The following is an 18,342-nucleotide window of genomic DNA, read 5'->3' on the forward strand; positions in this document are numbered from 1 at the left end:
CTCACGCCTTCGCCCGGTAGTCCGAGGGCGAGACGCCGGCCCGCTTCGCGAAGAAGCGCGAGAAATAGGCCGGATCCGTGAAGCCCAGCCGGAACGAGATCTGCGAGATCGACATCGCCGTATAGACCAGGTCTCGCCGCGCCTCGATCATCAGTCGATCCTGGATGACATGCGCGGCCGAGCGGCCGAGCAGCTCCCGGCAACTGCGCGACAGATGCGGCACGGAGACCCCGAGCGCCCGCGCATGCTCCGAGAGCGCCTCATGGCTCTGGAAGCGCGCCTCGACCCGCTCGATGAAACGTCGCACCAGCCCGGCGCGCGCATCCCGCAGCGGTTCGCTGCCCGCCCGAACCCCGCGCATCGCCCGCGCAAACCATGACGTGATGAGGTCGGCATAGGCACCGAGCGGAAATTCCCGCCCCGGCAGGTTCGCCGAGAATTCGCGCATCGCCAGATGCATCGTCGCCTCCAGCGCGGCGAGATCGTCACTGCCCGGCATCATGTGCAGCACGGCCGGCACGCCCAGCAGCGAGCGCGTCTCGGGCTCGCTGTCGAAAAGACGCTTCAGGGAAGTGGCTGCCGCGCTCGCGACGAAGCCGTCCGTGCCTTCGAGGAACGCGAATTCGTGGATTGTCGCGGGCGGCAGCAGCAGCAGGGAACCCGGCCTGAGAACATGGTCGCGTCCGTCCACGCGCGTCCGCCCGCCACCCCTCGTCACCAGAAAGAACTGGAACAGATCGTGATGCAGATGCGGCTGGATCGTCCAGCCATGCAGGGAGCTGCGGGCCACGATCGGCTCGATATGCAGCGCATCGGGAAAGCGCTCGCTCAGGCGCTCGCCATACAGCCAATAGGCAGGAACGCTCCGGGGCATGCTTCCCTCATGATCGATATGTCCAAGAGTCGGAGCGAAGATTCCATTCCGTCAATCCCACTGAAAGGCTTAGAGTCACGCTGCGGATCGAACGATGCAAGTCGAGGATTCGCGGGAGGCAGAAAAACAAGTGCGAACTCAGGTCGCCATCATCGGCGCCGGTCCGGCCGGCCTGCTGCTCGGGCAGCTTCTGTCGCGCGCCGGCATCGACAACGTCATCCTGGAGCGGCGAGACCGCGACTACGTGCTCTCGCGCATCCGCGCCGGCGTGCTCGAGCAGGGCATGGTCGATCTCCTGCAAGAGGCCGGCGTTTCGGAGCGGCTCGGTCGCGAAGGCCTCGTCCATGACGGCTTCTCGCTGGCTTTCCACGGTGTCCTCCACCGCATCGACCTCGAGGAACTGACCGGAGGCAGGACCGTCACCGTCTACGGCCAGACTGAGGTGACGCGCGATCTGGTCGAGGCCCGCCAGGCGCTCGGCCGCCCGACGATCTACGAAGCCCAGGATGTCGCGCTGCACGACATCGACAGCGCCTCGCCGCGCGTGACCTTCCGCAAGGACGGGCAGCTCTACGAACTGGCCTGCGATTTCATCGCCGGCTGCGACGGCTATCACGGCGTCTCGCGCGCTTCCGTTCCGGCAGCCGCCCTGCACAGCTTCGAGCGCGTCTATCCCTTCGGCTGGCTGGGCGTTCTGGTCGATCGCCCGCCCGCTTCGCACGAACTGGTCTATGCCGGCCATGAGCGCGGCTTCGCTCTCTGCTCGATGCGTTCGGCGGAGCGCAGCCGCTACTATATCCAGGTGCCCCAGGACGAACGCGTCGAGGATTGGTCGGACGAGGCCTTCTTCGACGAACTTCGCGCGCGCCTGCCGTCAGAAACGGCCGCTGCAGTGACCCCCGGCCCCTCGATTGAGAAGAGCATCGCGCCCTTGCGCAGCTTCGTCGCCGAGCCGATGCGCTTTGGCCGGCTCTTCCTCGCCGGCGATGCCGCCCATATCGTGCCGCCGACCGGCGCGAAGGGGCTCAACCTCGCAGCCAGCGACATCCGCTACCTCTTCGACGCCCTGCACCAGCACTATAACGAAGGCTCCGATGCAGGGCTCGATGGCTATTCGGCCCGGGCGCTGGCGCGGGTCTGGAAGGCGGAGCGCTTCTCCTGGTGGATGACGAACCTGCTCCACCATTTTCCCGAGCGGGACGGTTTCGACGGCCGGATCCAGCAGGCGGAGTTCGACTATCTGAAGCAATCGCGCGCGGCCTGCACCGCGCTCGCCGAGAACTATGTCGGGCTGCCTTACTGACAGCAGCCTGAAGCGGGGGCGGATTCCGGAAAACTCATACGGAACCAAAACCGATTGCCTGCCGACACGAAAACGCGTTGGTGAACAGCAAGAGTCCGGCGCTTGCCGAAGCGAACGGGCCCGATGAAACGGCAAGAAGCGGCCTCGCGCCGCGACGGACCAGGAATAGGGAGGTCAAGACAATGAACGGAACATCCTTCGGCCGGCTGCTCAGGAGCGGTGCTCTCGCTCTCGCCGGCACGCTCGCAACCTTGAGCGGGGCGGCTTTCGCCGACACCATCAAGGTCGGCATCATCGGGCCGTTCTCGGGCCCCTTCGCCCTGCAGGGCAAGAACTTCCAGGCCGGCGCCGAGGCCTGGCTGGCGCAGAACGGCAAGACGGTCGCCGGCCACGACATCGAGTTGGTCTATCGCGACCTGCCGACCGCCAATCCGCAGCAGGCCCGTGCGTTGGCGCAGGAACTGATCGTGAAGGACAAGGTCCAGTATCTCGGCGGCGTCTATTTCACGCCCGATGCGATGGCGATCACCCCTCTGCTCAAGCAGGGCAACGTGCCGCTGGTGATCTTCAACGCCGCAACCTCGGCGATCATGAACTCCTCGCCGCTGGTGGTGCGCACCTCCTTCACCTTGCCGCAGACCACGACACCGCTCGGAAAGGCCGCGGTCGAACGCGGCGCCAAGAAGTTCGTCTCGATCGTGAGCGATTACGGCCCGGGCGTCGATGCCGAGGGCGCCTTCAAGAAGGCGATCACGGCGGCGGGCGGCGAGGTCGTGGAATCGATCCGCATTCCGCTCAACACCACCGAGTTTAGCCCGATCATGCAACGCATCCGCGATTCCGGAGCCGAGGGCGCCTTCGCCTTCCTGCCCTCGGGCCCGCCGACGCTCGGCTTCGTCAAGGCCTTCAGCGATACCGGCCTGAAGAAAGCAGGCGTCAAGCTCTTCGCGCCGGGCGACCTGACCCAGGAATCGGACCTGCCGGCACTGGGCGAGGCGGCCGATGGCCTGATCACCTCGTTCCACTATGCGGTCTCGCATGATTCCGAGGTCAACAAGCGCTTCGTCGCCGCCGCCGAAAAGGCGATCGGCGCGCCGGACCTGCTCTCCTTTCCTGCCGTCGGCGCCTATGACGGCATGTTCGTGATCTCCAAGATGATCGCGGCCACCGCCGGCAAGCAGGACGCCGAGAAGGCCGTCGAGGCCGTCAAGGGCCTCGGCTGGGAAAGCCCGCGCGGCCCGGTCAAGATCGATCCCGAGACCCGCCACATCACGCAGACCATCTATCTGCGCGAGGTCGCCAAGGACGCGCAGGGCCGCTGGATCAACAAGGAGATCGCGAGCTTCCCCGAGCAGGGCGATCCGGGCCTCGCAAAGTAAGCCGGCCGATCCGAATCCCGGCGAGGGTGCAGAGTGCACCCTCGCTCTTATATCCACGTTCGACGAGGCCCGCCTCAAATGCAGACCGCGCTGAGCATCGCCATGGATGCCTTCGCCTATGGCATGGCGCTGTTCATCATCTGCATCGGCCTGTCGCTGACCATGGGGCTGATGCGGGTGGTGAATCTCGCCCATGGCGCCTTCGCCATGATCGGCGGCTACATCGCCTCCTGGGCAGGGCGCGATCTCGGCCTCGGCTACGGCTTCGGCATCGCGCTCGCCGTGATCGGCACGGTGCTGATCGCCATTCCGCTGGAGCGCCTGCTCTATCGCAGAATCTATGACCGCAGCGAGCTCTCGCAGGTGCTGATGACGATCGGCATCACCTTCTGCATCATCGGCATCACCAACTACATCTTCGGGCCGACGCTGAAGACGATTCCCTTGCCGGCGGAACTGGCGCAGCCCGTCGATCTCGGCTTCCGCAGCATCGCCGGCCACCGCCTCTTCGTCATCGCGAGCGGCCTCGTCGTGGCGGGCGGCCTCTGGTTCCTGATCGAGCGCACCGGCTTCGGCATCCATCTGCGCGCAGCGGTCGAAAACGCCGGCATGGCCCGCACGCTCGGCATCCGCACGGAAATCATCTACGCCCTGAGCTTCGCGCTCGCGATTGCGCTCTCGGCCTTCGGCGGCGTCGTGGGAGCGGAGTTCCTGCCGATCGAGCCCTATTACGCGCTGCGTTACATGGTGACCTTCCTCGTGGTCGTCTCGGTCGGCGGGGCAGGCTCGATTCCCGGCGCGCTCGCGGCCTGCCTGCTGCTCGGTGCCATCGACGTGACCGGCCGCTATCTCGTGCCGGACTTCGGTAATTTCTTCTTCTATCTCGCGGTGATCCTCGTGGTCTGCGCCTTCCCCCGCGGCCTCATGGGGCGAGCGCACTGACATGGCGAACGCAACGCTCCAGAGTGCGGCTGCGCCCCGGCTGCGCCCTCTCGGCCGAGACCTGATCGGGCTGGCCCTGATCGCGCTCGCGGGTTTGAGCGGCTATTGGCTCTTCCCGGACAACCTCGCCTTCCTGACCCGTGTGATCTCGGTCGCGCTGCTCGTGCTCTCGCTCGATCTCGTCGTCGGCTATTGCGGCATCGCCTCGCTCGGCCAGGCCGCACTCTATGGCGCCGGTGCGTATGCTGCCGGCATCGCCTGCATCAACGGCATCACCGACCCCATCCTGCTGATCCTGATCGGCGCCGTGGCGGGCGCCGTGACCGGGCTCTTCACCGGCGCGGTGATGCTGCGCGCCCATGGCCTGCCGCAGCTCGTGCTCTCCATTGCCCTCGTCCAGCTGCTGCACGAGGCCGCCAACAAGGCCTCCTGGCTCACCGGCGGCAGCGACGGATTGTCCGGCATGGCCCCTGCGCCGCTCTTCGGCGTCTTCGAGTTCGATCTCTGGGGCCGCAGCGCCTATCTCTTCGGGCTTTGCCTGCTGCTCGTCGTCTTCGCGGTGCTGAGCCTCATCGTGCGCTCGCCCTTCGGCATGGTCTGCCGCGGCCTCAAGGAGGATCCGCTGCGCATCAGCGCTCTCGGAATCTACGCCTTCCCGGTCCTGCTCAAGATGTTCGTCATCTCGGGCGCCGTCGCCGGCACGGGCGGGGCACTCGCCGCCATCGCGACTCAGGTCGTCGGGCTCGACAGCGTGAGCTTTGAGCTTTCTGCGAACGCCCTCGTCATGCTGGTGCTGGGCGGCATCGGCCATCTCTACGGCGCCCTGATCGGCACCGTGATCTTCATGGCGCTCGAGCATACCGTCGCCGCGATCAACCCCTTCCACTGGATGACGCTGGTCGGCGCGGTGCTGATCGCCATCGTGCTCTTCGCCCCGCGCGGGCTCTCCGGCACGCTCGACCAGATTGCCGCGCTGCTGACGCGTCGGGGCGGGAGGGCCGGCCGATGACAACCCTCTTCGAAGTCTCCCGCCTCTCGAAGGAATTCGGCGGCCTCAAGGTCAGCCGCGACATCTCGCTTTCCATGGCCGAGGGCGAGCGGCTGGCACTGATCGGCCCAAACGGCGCCGGCAAGACCACCTTCGTCAACCTCGTCACCGGCCGCCTCCGGCCGGATGCCGGCCAGGTTCGCCTCGCCGGCGAGGACGTCACCGCGCTCGGCGCCGTGCAGCGGGTCCGGCGCGGGCTCGTCCGCACCTTTCAGGTCACGCGCCTCTTCCCGGATATGACGCCGGAGGAGCATGTGATCATGACCGTGCTGCAGCGGCACGGAAAGGCGACGCGCATCCTCGCCCGCTTCCATGGCGATTCCGCCGCGTCCGACGAAGCCGCCGAAATCCTCGCCACACTCGGCCTCACCGAGGTCGCCCGCCGGAAGGTCGCGACGATCGCCTATGGCCAGCAGCGCCTGCTGGAGATCGCCATCGCGCTTGCCCAGCGGCCGAAGGTGCTGCTGCTCGACGAGCCCGCGGCCGGCGTGCCCTCCGCCGACACGCCGCGCATCGAGGAGGCGCTGGCCCGCCTGCCGGCCTCGCTCGCCGTGCTGATGATCGAGCACGACATGGACCTCGTCTTCCGCTTCGCGAAGCGGGTGGTCGTACTGGCGGCCGGCGAACTCATATTCGAGGGCCCGCCCGCCGATGTCGCCCGTGATCCTCTCGTCCGCGAAGCCTATCTCGGGAGCTATGCGCATGCCGGCAGCCAGGCTTGAGGTCGCCGGCCTGAGCGCCGGCTATGGCCAGACCCATGTGCTGGAGGATGTCTCCTTCGCTGTTCCGGCCGGCGGGCGGCTCTCCATCCTCGGCCGCAACGGCATGGGCAAGACCACGCTGATGGCGAGCCTGATGGGGCTGACCCGCCGCTATGCCGGGTCCGTGAGCCTGGACGGCAGCGACGTCACGGCGCTCGGCACCGCGGCTCGCGCCCGCGCAGGGCTCGGCCTCGTCCCGCAGACCCGCGAGATCTTCAAGGGGCTGACCGTCGAGGAGAACCTCTTCGCGGGCTTGAAGGGCCGTCCACGGCAGGCGATCGCCGAGGCTTATGAGCTGTTCCCGCGCCTTGCCGAGCGGCGGCGCAATCTCGGCTCGCAGCTCTCCGGCGGCGAGCAGCAGATGCTAGCCACCGCGCGCACCATCCTCGGCCAGCCCTCGGTGCTGCTGCTCGACGAGCCGCTGGAGGGCCTCGCGCCTGTCATCTGCGACATGCTGATGGAGGCCTTCACCCGGCTCGCCGGCAGCGGCGCGATGACGATCCTCTTCGTCGAGCAGCGCCTGGAAAGCGCACTCGGTTTCGCCGAGGACGTGATCATCCTCGAGCGCGGCCGCATCGTCTGGTCAGGCAAGCCGGAAGCGCTCCGGGCAGAGGCCGCCGTGCTCGAACGCTATGTCGGCGTCGGTGGGCTTCACTGAGCCGACACCAGTTCGAGCTCTTTAGATGGTGAACCGCGCCCCGGCGCGGGCGAGCCCGCCCGAGATCGCGACGGGCGTGCCATCCGCGCGCCAGCAGGCGGCGCCAGTCAGCGTGCCGTCCTCATTGAAGGCGATGGCGTTCATGCCGCCGGCGATGCGCGGCGAGCGCACCACCCTGTGTCCCCGCGCGACCAGCGCCTCGGCCACCGGCTCGGGGATCGCCTCCTCCAGCTCCAGCACGCCGCCCTCCGTCCAGACGCGCGGAGCCTCGACCGCCTCCTGCAGGCTCATGCCGTGGTCGATCAGGTTGACGATCGCCTGCAGCGCCGAGGGGAAGATGCGCAGCGCTCCGGGCAGGCCGAGCGCGAAGGCGAGTTTGCCTTCCTTCAGCGCCATCATCGGCGCCATCGAGGTGAAGACCCGCTTGCCCGGTGCAATCGATAGCGCCCGGCCGGCATGCGGATCGAAATTGAACATGTAGTTGTTGGCGATCATCCCCGTGCCGGGGATCTGGACGCAGGCGCCGAAGAGCCCGTTGATCGTCTGCGTCGCGCTGACGACATTGCCGTCGGCATCGGCCACGGTGACATGGGTGGTATCGGCGGATTCCCCGCCCGAAAGCCCGGCCGTCCAGCTCTGGGTCCGCTCCATCTCGATCAGCGCACGCCGCTCGGCCGCATAGTCCTTCGAGATCAGCCGCGCGACCGGAACCTTGACGAAGGCGGGGTCGGCCGTCGCCACGGCCCGGTCAGCGAAGGCGATCTTCAGCGCCTCGGCCAGCAGATGCACCGCATCGGGCGAGCCGAAGCCGAGCGCGCCGATATCGTAACCCTCGAGGATATTGAGCATCTGCGTGATGTGCACGCCGGACGAGGAAGGCGGCGGTGGGCCGACGATCTCATAGCCGCGATAGCTGCCGCGGATCGGCTCGCGCGTCTCGGTTCGATAGGCGGCGAGATCGGCCTCTCCGATCAGCCCGCCATTCGCCGCCATATAATCGGCCAGCGCCTTGCCGAGCCGCCCGCCATAGAGCGCCTGCGGCCCCTCGGCGGCGATCAGCTTCAGGCTCTCCGCATAGTCCGGCTGGACGAGCCGCGCGCCGGGCTGCAGCGGCTTGCCACCGGGCAGCAGCATGGCCGCGAGGCCTGGATCGCGCGCAAGGTCGCCAGCATTGTCGGTGATGCAGTTGCAGAGATAGGGCGTCACGATGAAGCCACGCGCCGCAAGCCCGATCGCCGGCTGCAGCACATCCGCCAGCGGCAGCGTGCCGAAGCGTTCCAGCGCCTCGCACCAGCCCTTCAGCGCGCCCGGCACCGCCACGGCCTTGGCGCCAACGACATTCTCGCGGTCACGCACGTCGCGCTGCTTGCCGATCTCGTCGGAAAGACAATCGTACATCTCCGCCGTCGCCTTGCCCGGCGCGGTCGAGAGATTGTCGATCACGACATGGTGCCCATCCGCGAGGCGGATATGGCTCAAGCCGCCGCCGAGGACACCGACCATCATCGGCTCGACCACGGTCAGCGCGAAGAGCGAGGCCACCGCCGCATCGATGGCGTTGCCGCCAGCCAGCAGCATCTGCGCACCGGCCGCCGAGGCGAGCGGATGGTTGGTGACGACCATGCCGCGAGAGCCGGTCGCGGGCTTCTTGTCGCAGAGGAAGGAGGCGATGCGTGGGGCAGGGACAGAGACGTTCATGCCGGCACATCAGCGCTTTTGCGAGCCCGCGTCGAGCCCCGTCTTCGTCATGCCTGCAATGCCGGATCTGCTCCCGCCGCGTTGCTTGGCCCGCTTGACTTTCATGGGCGCCGGGCCTCACCTAGCCCCGTTCCCAGGGGGGCCTCGCTAAGAGGCTGAGATTCCGCCGGCCGAGCGCTTGCCCGGCAACGCGGTGACCCTACGAACCTGATCCGGATCATGCCGGCGTAGGGATGCGGGACAGGCGGCCTCCTCAGGCCCCGATTCCATCTGCGCACATGGTCCTTTCGTGGGGTCCGTCCGGCTTGGCCGGCGGCAAGATGGGCCGGGTGACGCAGTGACCGTGGTGACGCAAGCCGAGATCGTCGAGGCGCTGCTGGCTTTCATCGCGCTTCCCGATGCGATGGAAGCCGAGTTCGAGGCGATGGCGCTCAAGGTCTTCGCCTGGCAGTTCCGGCACAACGAGCCCTATAAGCGGTTCGCCCTGCAGCGCGGCCGCACGCCGCTGACGGTGAAGCGCTGGCGCGACATCCCGGCCGTGCCGATCACCGCCTTCAAGGATCTGACGCTGAGCTGCACGCCGCCGGAGCAGGCCACGCACGTCTTCATGACGAGCGGCACCACGCAAGGCGTCCGGGGCCGCAGCTACCACCCGACGCTCGACGTCTGGAAGCGCTCGATGCTGGTCAATTTCCGCAAGCGCTTCATGCGCGGGCGCGAGCGCATCCACATGGGCATCCTCTTCCCGGACGAGACGGCGCTGCCCAACTCGTCCCTCGCCCATTACCTCGGTCTGGCGCGTCGCGAATGCGGCACGCCGGACTCCGAGGTCTTCATCGGCGCCAACGGCCTCGAACTGGACAAGCTCTTCGCCGTACTGGCCGAAGCGGAGGCGAGCGGCGAGCCCTACGCCCTGCTCGGCGCGAGCTATTCCTTCGTGCCGGTTCTGGATGCGCTCGCGGCGAGCGGCCGGCGCTTCGCCCTGCCCGAGGGCAGCCTTATCCTCGACACCGGCGGCTTCAAGGGCCAGTCGCGCGAGCTGACGCCGGACGAATTCTATGACGGGCTCGAAGCCGCCTTCGGCGTGCCCCGCGCCTCCTGCATCAACATGTACGGCATGACCGAGCTCAGCTCCCAGCTCTACGACGACGGCAACGCAGTCTCGCATCCGGTGAAATCCGGCCCGCACTGGATCCGCAGCCGCGTCGTCGATCCGCTGACCGGCATCGATTTGCCTGAAGGCCAGCGCGGCGTGATCGTCCACCACGACCTCGCCCATTTCAACAGCGTCTCGGCGATCCTGACCGAGGACGCCGGCGAGATCGTCCCGGGCGGCTTCAAGCTCTTCGGCCGTGTCGATGGCGAGGCGTCGAAGGGCTGCTCCGTCGCGGTGGCCGAATTCCTCGCGGCGGCGCGAGGCTGAGGCGGTGCAGGGCTTTATGAGATGATCGAGCATGCCGGCCATCTGCCGGGTCTGGACGCGCAGGCGCTGCGCTGGCGCCACACCAGCCATGCGGCCTGGGGCGAAAGCGTCACGCTCGCGCTGCCGGAGCTGGACGAGGCGCAGGCGACGGCGCTTTGCGAGAGCGTGCGCAACAATGCCCGCGCCCGCCTGAAGCGGATGGAGACGGCGCGCATCGTCGACGCCATCGATGCCGCCAACGCGCGCCTGCTCGACCGCAAGCACCCTTTGCGTCGCAAGGCCGAGCATCTCCTGCCGATCGTCACCGGCTATGATCGCGAGACGGTGCGCCTCGGCCTGACGAGCTATCTGAAGACCTTCCGTCGCCCGCAGCTCCTGCGCTTCCTCGCCGAGGACTTTGCCAACCCGGCCGTGCTCGACGGCTTCCAGCCCACGGCCAAGGGCGGGTTTCTACGTGCCCACGGGCCGGAGCTTTTGCTGCATGTCTGGGCCGGCAACGTGCCGGCGCTCTCGCTCTGGAGCCTGGTCTGCGGATTGCTGGTCAAGGCCGGCAGCATCGGCAAGCTCGCCTCGGCCGAACCGCTGACCGCCGGCTGGTTCGCGAACCTCATCGCCGAGATCGACCCCGAGATCGGCCAATGCCTCGCCATCGTCTGGTGGAAGGGCGGAGAGGAGGCGGGCGAGGCCCCGTTCCTGAAGGCTGCCGACACGGTCATGGCCTATGGCAGCAACACGACGCTGACCGCGCTGCGCGCCAAGCTGCCGATCACGACGCGCTTCCTGCCCCACGGCCACAAGATCGGCTTCGGCATGGTCGGACACGAGGCTCTCGACAGCCGTAAGGCGACCGCGCTCGCCCGCCTCGCGGCCCATGACGTCGCCCGCTACGAGCAGCAGGGCTGCTATTCGCCGCAGATGCTCTTCGTCGAACGCGGCGGCCGGGTTTCACCCGCCGAATTCGCACGATACGTCGCGCAGGAATTGACGGCCATCGCTCACCGCCACCCGCGCCGCGAACTCGCAGCCGCCGAATCCGCCGCCATCGCCGGCTGGCGCAGCACACAGGCGACGCGGGCCATGGGCGGCGCGGCCGAATTGATCGGCGAGCCATCCGATCCCTGGAGCGTCGTCCATGTCGAGACGCCAGAGGATCTGAGCCCGACGGGCCTCAACCGCACGCTCAAGCTCGTCGCGGTCGAAAGCCTCGACGAAGTGCCCGCCCTCGTCGCGCCCTATCGCAATTTCCTGCAGACCGCCGGCATCGCAGCGTCGCCCAAGCGCCTGTTTCAGCTCGGCGAAGAGCTGGCCGAAATCGGCGTCACCCGCATCGCCCCGCTCGGCCGCATGACCGCTCCGGAAGCCGGCTGGCACCATGACGGCCGTTTCAGCCTGCTCGACCTCGTGACCGTTACCGAAATCGAGCAAAGCACCGAGGCCGCGTCGGAAGGGTTCGCGCCCTATGTCGACTGAACCCGAATCCGGTTTCGTCACCATAGCGCAGGCGCGCTATCGCTATGGCGCGGCCGGCCCCACCATCGTCGATGGCGTGAACTGGCAGATCCCGCGCGGCGAGATCCATTGCCTGATCGGCCGCAGCGGCTGCGGCAAGACCACCCTGCTCAAGCTCGCAGCCGGCCTCCTCCTGCCAACCGAAGGTACGATCCGCATCGGCGGCGAAACGCTGTCGGGCCCGAGCCCGCGCGCCGGCTTCGTCTTCCAGGCACCGACCCTGCTCGACTGGCTGAGCGCCCTCGACAACGTCCTGCTGCCGGTCTCGCTGAAGCGCCGCCCGACAGCCGCCGACCGCGAGGCCGCGCTCGATTTGCTCGCCCGCGTCGGCCTCACTGATTTCGCGGCGCGCCGACCGGGCGAACTCTCCGGCGGCCAGCAGAGCCGCGTCGCCGTGGCACGCGCCCTGATCGGCGAGCCCGACCTGCTGCTGCTCGACGAACCCTTTGCGGCCCTCGACGCCTTGACGCGCGAGGAGCTGCAGGACGACCTGCTGCGCCTCTGCGCGCTCAACGGCACCACCGCCCTCTTCGTCACCCATGACATCGCGGAGGCCGTCTACCTCGCCGACAAGGTCGCGGTGATGTCGGCCGGACGCCTCGCCCATGCGCGCCGGATCGAGCTGCTACGCCCGCGCCACCGCGACATGCGCTACGCGCCGTCCTTCGCCGCCGCCTGCCGCGAGCTACGCGATGCCATGGACGGCGAGCCCGCCGCAGCCAGCGAGAGGCCTGCGGCATGAGCAAGCGCCTGCCTTCGCTGCTGCTGCTCCTTACCTTGTTAGCCGGCTGGGAAGCCTGGTGCCGGGTCGGCGGTCTCTCGCCACTCGTTCTGCCCCCGCCCTCCGCCGTACTTGCGACGCTCTGGAGCGAGATCGCGACAGGCCGGCTCTGGCCGCATCTGGCGACGACCGCAGCCGAAATGGCGCTCGGCCTTGGCATCGGCACTGCCGTCGGGCTCGGTGTCGGCATCCTGCTGGCGGAGGTGCCGGCGCTCGGCCGGCTGCTGCATCCCTATGTACTGGCGAGCCAGCTCGTGCCGAAGCTCGCCCTCGGTCCGCTCTTCATCATCTGGTTCGGCTTCGGCATGACGCCGACGATCGTCATCACCGCGCTGATCTGCTTCTTCCCGCTGATGGAGAACACGCTGACGGGCCTGACCGAGATCGACCCCGCCCGCCGCGAACTGTTCCGCATGCTGGGTGCCAGCCGCCTCCAGACCCTGCTGCGGTTGAAGCTCCCGGCGGCGCTGCCCGTCATCATGGCCGGCCTGCGCGTCGCCGTCGTGCTCGCGCTCGTCGGCGCCGTGGTCGGCGAATTCATCGGCGGGCGCATTGGGCTCGGCGCCTCGATCATCGCCGCCCAAAGCGTGATGGATTCGAGCCTGATCTTCGCGCTCTTCGTGGTGATCACCGCGCTCGGAATGCTGCTCTACGAGGCCGTGCGCGCGCTGGAGCGCCGCGTCCTTCACCGTTTCTCGAAAGGCTAGACCCCATGTCGCTCCAATCCGGCCTGCGCCTTGCGCTCCTGCTCGCCCTGCCCTGGCTCGCAACCCTTCCTGCGAGGGCGCAGCCGCTCGACAAATTCACCGTCGCCGGCTGGAGCCAGCCGATCAGCGAGATCACCAACCTCCTGGCCGAGCCTGACAAGGGCTTCTTCAAGGCCAGGGGCATCGCGCTCGACTATGTCCCCGGCAATGGCGGCGGGGCGGCGATCCAGAACATGCTCGCAGGCCAGGCCGACATTGCCTTCACCGACCCGGCCTCGCTCTATCTCGCGCTCGACAAGGGCGAGAAGCTGGTCGCGATCTACAACATCTATCCGCAGAACGTCTTCAACGTCGTCGCGCCCAAGGCGAGCGGCATCCGCTCCGCCGCCGACCTCAAGCGCAAGCGCATCGGCGTCTATAGCCTCGCCAGCGGCACCTACCAGAACCTGCTCGTGCTGCTGCATCAGGTCGGTCTCGGCGAGAAGGACGTCTCGATCGAGGTCGCGGGCCTGCTCAACTTCGCCCCGCTGATGCAGGGCCAGCTCGACGCCACGGCGGCGACAGACACCGGCCTGCTTGTCGCCCGCGCCAAGGGACTGGGCGACGTCAACGTCATCGAGGTGCGCGACCAGCTCAACCTGCCGAGCGACCTCTTCGTCGTGACGCAGGCGACCTACGAGGCGAAGAAGCCGCTGCTGAAACGTTTCCTCGCCGCCTATCGCGATTCCGCGGCCTGGATGATCGCCAAGCCCGAGGAGGCGGCGCGCATCGCCGTCACCCGCGCCATCAACGGCCGCGACGAGGCGGTCAATCTCGACATCATCAAGCTTCGCAACGCGTCGAGCGTCTCAGCCACGACCGATCGCGAAGGCCTCGGCCGCTTCGACCTCGACGCGCTGCAGACGGGCGCCGACACCTTCCGCAGCCTCGGCCTGATCGCGAAGCCAATCGACATGAAGCAGATCGTGAAGAGCGACCTCATCCCGCCGAAGGATGGCGCGCCGTGAAGTTCCGTGACCGCGCCATCCTCGTCACCGGCGCCAGCCGCGGCATCGGCGCCGCCATCGCCAAGGCCTTCGCGGCCGAGGGCGGGCTCGTCGTCGTCAACTACCGCACCAATGCCGAAGCTGCCGAGGCGGTTGCCACCGAGTGCCGCGCGCTCGGCGGCGAAGCGCTGCCCATCGCGGCCGACGTCACATCGGCGGAAGCCGTCGCAGCGATGGCCGAGCAGATCGGGCAGGAGATCGGCCGGCTCGACGTCGTCGTCAACAACGCCTTCGCGCCCTACCGCTTCGACCCGGACAACCGCGCCCGTTTCTGGGAGATACCCTGGGAATCATACAGCCAGCAGTTCGAAGGCGCGGTGAAAGCCGCCTACACCGTCAGCCGGGCGATGCTGCCGCTGCTCCAGCGCCGCAGCGGCGCGAGCATCGTCAATGTCGCGAGCGATCTCGTGACGCGCCCGAGCATTCCCTATCACGACTACACCACGGCGAAGGCCGCACTGGTCGGCTTCAGCCGCAATCTCGCAGCCGAACTCGGCCCGCTCGGCATCCGCGTGAACTGCGTCGCGCCGGGGCTGGTCTACCCGACCGACGCCAGCGCGGCGACGAAGGAAGAGGTGCGCGAGATGCTGATCGCGCAGACGCCGCTGCGCCGCCTCGCGACGCCGGCGGATGTGGCGGGGCCCGTGCTCTTCCTCGCCAGCGACTGGGCCGGCTTCGTCACCGGCCAGACTCTGCATGTCGATGGCGGGCTGGTGATGGCCTGACCGCCGGAGCAACCAATCGTTTCACGACGCACGCCTGATGTTTCCACGCGCAGCGAACGCCTTAGCGTTCCATGCGTTCAGCTCTCTGGCTGAATTCGGGAGGGCATCGTGGACATCGTGATCTGGAAGGAACTGGACCTGCTGCTGCGTCTCTTCGCGGGCATGGCGGCAGGAATCGTCGTCGGCTGGGAGCGGACGAACAAGCAGCGGGCCGCCGGCATCAGGACCTTCGGGCTCGTCGGTCTCGGCACCGCCGCGGCGGCGACCATCTTCAGCGCGCCGGACGAGACCGATGCCGCCAGCCGCGTCGTGCAGGGGCTTCTGACCGGCATCGGCTTTCTCGGAGCGGGCATGATCGTCCTGCGACGGGGCGACACGACCCCGCAGGGCCTGACGACGGCAGCCGCCATCTGGGTGACGGCCGCACTCGGCTGCGCAGCCGGCCTGGGCGATCACGCCATCGTCCTTACGGCGACGCTTCTCGCCTTGGTGCTGCTGCTCATCAATCACTCGGCGGAACGCCTGGCCGGGCGCGACGCCGAGCGATAGCTTACTCCCCGAAAGAGTTGGGATCTCTGCGCTGACCGAGGAGACGATCCCTCGGCGAGGGAGCGTGACCCACATCACAGTCCGGCGCTGCCCCGCGAAGCAATCTGCGGGCAGAACGCATTTCGTCCTCCGGGCAGCAACGATCGCAGGTTTACGCATGAACAGGCGAGCTTTCCAGGCCGCGCGCGCAAGCGCCGTATCGGTCTGCATACTGATAACGTCCTGCGCCACCGCGATGGCCGCAGACGCCACGCGATCCCAGACGTTCCAATCAAAGGCCTGTCCCCCCTGGGACAAGGCGCTTCACCGCATGCTGGATCAGAGTGAAGAGCTCCATATCCACACGCCGGAATTGCGCGCGGTGGTGCGAGCGGAAGCTCTCAGCCTGAAGGAAAGATGCCTGCGCGATATCAGCTCCGCATCGCTCAATCGCTACGTGCTGCTGATGAAGATGCTCCACGACGATGAAGCCGACGAGGTCGAAAGCTTCGAGTAGGCCGCCAGGATGAGGGCAGGCCAACCGAGAAGGACGAAGGGAGCGAAGCCGGGAACGGCATTCTGCCCGGGAATCGTCGGTCGCCTCGTTCCACGAAGCTGAGTCCCACCGTCCCGGCCGGCTTGCGCGCGCCGTTGCGGCAACGCGCCGCCCGGCCCGCTATCCGCAACAATATCAACAATCTATCGGAAAACCCTGGTGGAGCTGAGGGGATTCGAACCCCTGACCTCTGCAGTGCGATTGCAGCGCTCTCCCATCTGAGCTACAGCCCCAGGGCGCTGGCCTTCTAGGCTGTGCGTCGCGTGGATGTCAATCACTTCCGCCATCTGTTTTTGGCGAGTGCTGGGATATTCCGCGTCCTCCTTCCGGACAGGGGCAAAAGGAAGTTCTATGCGTGCCGTTCTCGACGTGATTCTGCTCGCCCTGCAGATGTATGTATGGATCCTGATCGCCTCCGCCGTGTTCAGCTGGCTGATCGCCTTCAACGTCATCAACACGCGCAACCAGTTCGTCGCGACCGTCTGGGACCTGCTCTACCGCGTCACCGAGCCGGTGCTACGTCCCATCCGCGAACGCCTGCCCAGTCTCGGCGGCATCGACATCTCGCCGATCATCCTGCTGCTGATCATCTACTTCATCCAGAGCGTGATCGTCCGCTACATCTACCCCAACGTCTTCTGACGACGCTCGCGCCTTGCATCGGGCGCGCTTCGCGCGCTCGCACGACGCATTCGACGCCGGCGCGGGCGATATGCAACATGACGGCCTCGATCCAACCGCCTGAGGTCGCCGCATGGCCGAAACCGTCCGCCCCTATCGCAGCCAGAACTGGGTGCTGAGCAAGCCCGCCGCGCGGGGCAAGCGCGGCATCGTCGTGTCGCAGAGCCGCGAAGCCGCCGAAGCGGGCGCCGCGATCCTCGAACAAGGCGGCAACGCTGCGGACGCTGCCGTCGCCGCCTGCTTCGCGCTCGCCACGGTCGAGCCCTGGAACAGCGGGCTCGGCGGCATCGGCTTCGCAGTGGTGCTGAAGGCGGGCGAGAGCCAGGCGAAAGTCGTCGATTTCGGCCCCGTCGCGCCGCACCGCGCCGACCCGGCCGATTATCCCCTCACCGGAGAGATGAAGAAGGATCTCTTCACCTGGCCGGAGGTGGTCGGCGACGTCAACATCCACGGCCCGCTCTCCTTCGTCACGCCCTCCTCCGTCGCCGGCTACGCCAAGATCAAGGAAGCCTTCGGCACGGCGCTTCCGCTCTCCGACATTCTCGCCCCCGCCATCGCACTGGCGAAGCGCGGCCTGCCGGCCGACTGGTACACCACGCTGAAGATCGCCTCTTCAGCCTCGGTGCTGCGGCTCTACGAGGAGAGCGCGCGCATCTATCTGCCGAACGGCCTGCCTCCCGTGCCGCCCTATCAGGGCTCGCCGGGCTTCATGCGCCTCGGCCAATTGTCCGAGACGCTGGAGCGGCTGGCGAAAGCCGGGCTCGACGATTTCTATCGCGGCGACATCGCCCACGGGTTGGTCAAGGACATCGCCGCAGCCGGCGGCGTGGTGGATGCGGAGGACCTGGCCGGCTGCAAGGCCGTGCTGCGCGCTTCGCCCACCATCGACTGGCGCGGCACCCATCTGATCCACACGGCAGGCGGGCTGACCGCCGCGCCGACGCTGGAGCGTGTCGTCGCCGGCATGGACGACGCGCCGATCGAGGGCGACGGCCCCTCCGCCGCCTGGTTCGCGCAGCTCTCGCGCGTGATGCGCGACGCCTACCGCGAGCGCCTTGACGGCCTCGGCGCGGCCACGGCCCGCGAGGGCGCCAAGGAGCCGGCCGAGACCTGCACGACCCATCTCACCGTCGTCGACGGCGAGGGCACGCTGATCTCCGTCACCACCACCCTGCTTTCCTCGATGGGCAGCCGCGTCGTTCTGCCCTCGACCGGCGTACTGATGAACAACGGCATGATGTGGTTCGATCCGCGCCCGGGCAGCGCCAACGCCATCGCTCCCGGCGCCCGGCCGCTCTGCAACATGTGCCCTGTCGTGGTGACGCCGAAGGATGGCGGCTGGCCGCGCCTCGCGGCCGGATCCTCCGGCGGGCGGCGCATTCTCGCGAGCGTCTACCAGACGCTGGCCTGGCAGCTCGATTTCGGCATGAGCACGGAGGAAACGGCGCATCAGCCGCGCATCGACGTCTCCGGCCCGGATTCCACCAGCGCCGACGCCAATCTCCCGGCCGAGACGCTCGCGGCGCTGGAGAAGGCCGGCCCGACCACGCCGGTCGAGCATGCCGTGCTGCCGATCAACTTCGCCTGCCCGAACTTCATCCGCGTCGACCGCGACGGCGCCGAAGCTTCGAGCGACGCCGCCTCCCCCTGGTCGGCGGCCGTGGCGGCCAAGCACTAACGCAACAAGCACTGAAAACAATCCGGGGCGGGCAAGGCCCGCCCC

At 67.8% G+C, this 18,342-nt stretch carries 18 protein-coding genes, 1 tRNA gene and 1 riboswitch; of the genes, 16 read left to right on the forward strand and 3 right to left on the reverse strand.

The window, feature by feature from the left end; translation table 11 throughout:
* Nucleotide 1: 1 nt before the first annotated feature.
* A complete protein-coding gene (locus BoBH3_RS03880) occupies nt 2-874 on the reverse strand; it encodes a helix-turn-helix domain-containing protein (RefSeq protein ID WP_262329421.1) in 873 nt (290 codons plus the stop codon).
* Between the two features lie 130 nt (nt 875-1,004).
* On the opposite strand from BoBH3_RS03880, the gene pobA reads away from it, so the two are divergent.
* The 6 genes from pobA to BoBH3_RS03910 all read left to right on the forward strand — a co-directional run bounded on the left by pobA (nt 1,005) and on the right by BoBH3_RS03910 (nt 6,965).
* A complete protein-coding gene (gene pobA / locus BoBH3_RS03885; RefSeq protein WP_262329422.1) occupies nt 1,005-2,177 on the forward strand; it encodes a 4-hydroxybenzoate 3-monooxygenase in 1,173 nt (390 codons plus the stop codon).
* Between the two features lie 182 nt (nt 2,178-2,359).
* A complete protein-coding gene (locus tag BoBH3_RS03890; RefSeq protein WP_262329423.1) occupies nt 2,360-3,556 on the forward strand; it encodes an ABC transporter substrate-binding protein in 1,197 nt (398 codons plus the stop codon).
* A 78-nt stretch (nt 3,557-3,634) separates the two neighbouring features.
* Nucleotides 3,635-4,498, forward strand: coding sequence for a branched-chain amino acid ABC transporter permease (locus BoBH3_RS03895; protein WP_262329424.1), 864 nt, complete (start codon nt 3,635-3,637; stop codon nt 4,496-4,498).
* 1 nt (nt 4,499) lies between these two features.
* Nucleotides 4,500-5,507, forward strand: coding sequence for a branched-chain amino acid ABC transporter permease (locus tag BoBH3_RS03900; RefSeq protein ID WP_262329425.1), 1,008 nt, complete (start codon nt 4,500-4,502; stop codon nt 5,505-5,507).
* Nucleotides 5,504-6,268 (forward strand): ABC transporter ATP-binding protein, encoded by a 765-nt coding sequence (locus BoBH3_RS03905; protein WP_262329426.1) that lies wholly within the window; start codon nt 5,504-5,506, stop codon nt 6,266-6,268. Before BoBH3_RS03900 ends, BoBH3_RS03905 begins: the two co-directional genes overlap by 4 nt.
* Nucleotides 6,249-6,965, forward strand: a complete 717-nt coding sequence (locus tag BoBH3_RS03910; protein ID WP_262329427.1) for an ABC transporter ATP-binding protein — start codon at nt 6,249-6,251, stop codon at nt 6,963-6,965. The genes BoBH3_RS03905 and BoBH3_RS03910 overlap by 20 nt, the downstream gene beginning before the upstream one ends.
* 21 nt (nt 6,966-6,986) lie before the next feature.
* Here BoBH3_RS03910 and ggt read toward each other — a convergent pair whose 3' ends face one another.
* A complete protein-coding gene (gene ggt, locus BoBH3_RS03915; RefSeq protein ID WP_262329428.1) occupies nt 6,987-8,663 on the reverse strand; it encodes a gamma-glutamyltransferase in 1,677 nt (558 codons plus the stop codon).
* A gap of 125 nt (nt 8,664-8,788) precedes the next feature.
* Nucleotides 8,789-8,914: riboswitch (TPP riboswitch) on the forward strand.
* 92 nt (nt 8,915-9,006) lie between these two features.
* Between ggt and BoBH3_RS03920 the strand changes: the two genes are divergently transcribed.
* The 8 genes from BoBH3_RS03920 to BoBH3_RS03955 all read left to right on the forward strand — a co-directional run bounded on the left by BoBH3_RS03920 (nt 9,007) and on the right by BoBH3_RS03955 (nt 15,899).
* The gene (locus BoBH3_RS03920; protein ID WP_262329429.1) at nt 9,007-10,086 is read left to right on the forward strand and encodes a LuxE/PaaK family acyltransferase; all 1,080 of its coding nucleotides are present in this window, start codon (nt 9,007-9,009) and stop codon (nt 10,084-10,086) included.
* 21 nt (nt 10,087-10,107) lie between these two features.
* A complete protein-coding gene (locus BoBH3_RS03925; RefSeq protein ID WP_262329430.1) occupies nt 10,108-11,556 on the forward strand; it encodes an acyl-CoA reductase in 1,449 nt (482 codons plus the stop codon).
* Complete coding sequence (locus tag BoBH3_RS03930; RefSeq protein WP_262329431.1) at nt 11,546-12,337, forward strand: ABC transporter ATP-binding protein; 792 nt, start codon at nt 11,546-11,548, stop codon at nt 12,335-12,337. The genes BoBH3_RS03925 and BoBH3_RS03930 overlap by 11 nt, the downstream gene beginning before the upstream one ends.
* Nucleotides 12,334-13,083 (forward strand): ABC transporter permease, encoded by a 750-nt coding sequence (locus tag BoBH3_RS03935; protein WP_262329432.1) that lies wholly within the window; start codon nt 12,334-12,336, stop codon nt 13,081-13,083. Before BoBH3_RS03930 ends, BoBH3_RS03935 begins: the two co-directional genes overlap by 4 nt.
* A 5-nt stretch (nt 13,084-13,088) precedes the next feature.
* Nucleotides 13,089-14,090 (forward strand): ABC transporter substrate-binding protein, encoded by a 1,002-nt coding sequence (locus BoBH3_RS03940; RefSeq protein WP_262329433.1) that lies wholly within the window; start codon nt 13,089-13,091, stop codon nt 14,088-14,090.
* Complete coding sequence (locus BoBH3_RS03945) at nt 14,087-14,854, forward strand: 3-oxoacyl-ACP reductase (protein ID WP_262329434.1); 768 nt, start codon at nt 14,087-14,089, stop codon at nt 14,852-14,854. The genes BoBH3_RS03940 and BoBH3_RS03945 overlap by 4 nt, the downstream gene beginning before the upstream one ends.
* Before the next feature lie 108 nt (nt 14,855-14,962).
* The gene (locus BoBH3_RS03950; RefSeq protein WP_262329435.1) at nt 14,963-15,403 is read left to right on the forward strand and encodes an MgtC/SapB family protein; all 441 of its coding nucleotides are present in this window, start codon (nt 14,963-14,965) and stop codon (nt 15,401-15,403) included.
* A gap of 64 nt (nt 15,404-15,467) precedes the next feature.
* Nucleotides 15,468-15,899 carry a hypothetical protein gene (locus tag BoBH3_RS03955; protein WP_262329436.1) on the forward strand — a complete coding sequence of 144 codons (432 nt, stop codon included), beginning with the start codon at nt 15,468-15,470 and terminating at the stop codon, nt 15,897-15,899.
* A 196-nt stretch (nt 15,900-16,095) separates the two neighbouring features.
* On the opposite strand, the gene BoBH3_RS03960 is transcribed toward BoBH3_RS03955, so the two are convergent.
* Nucleotides 16,096-16,171, reverse strand: a tRNA-Ala gene (locus BoBH3_RS03960).
* Nucleotides 16,172-16,289: 118 nt separating this feature from the next.
* Here BoBH3_RS03960 and BoBH3_RS03965 point away from each other — a divergent pair.
* The gene (locus BoBH3_RS03965) at nt 16,290-16,580 is read left to right on the forward strand and encodes a YggT family protein (protein ID WP_262329437.1); all 291 of its coding nucleotides are present in this window, start codon (nt 16,290-16,292) and stop codon (nt 16,578-16,580) included.
* A gap of 112 nt (nt 16,581-16,692) precedes the next feature.
* Nucleotides 16,693-18,297: a gamma-glutamyltransferase gene (locus tag BoBH3_RS03970; protein WP_262329438.1), complete on the forward strand. Its 1,605-nt coding sequence runs from the start codon at nt 16,693-16,695 to the stop codon at nt 18,295-18,297.
* Nucleotides 18,298-18,342 lie beyond the last annotated feature (45 nt).

Source organism: Allobosea sp. BH3, from assembly GCF_025499465.1.
In the GTDB taxonomy this organism is placed as follows: domain Bacteria; phylum Pseudomonadota; class Alphaproteobacteria; order Rhizobiales; family Beijerinckiaceae; genus Allobosea.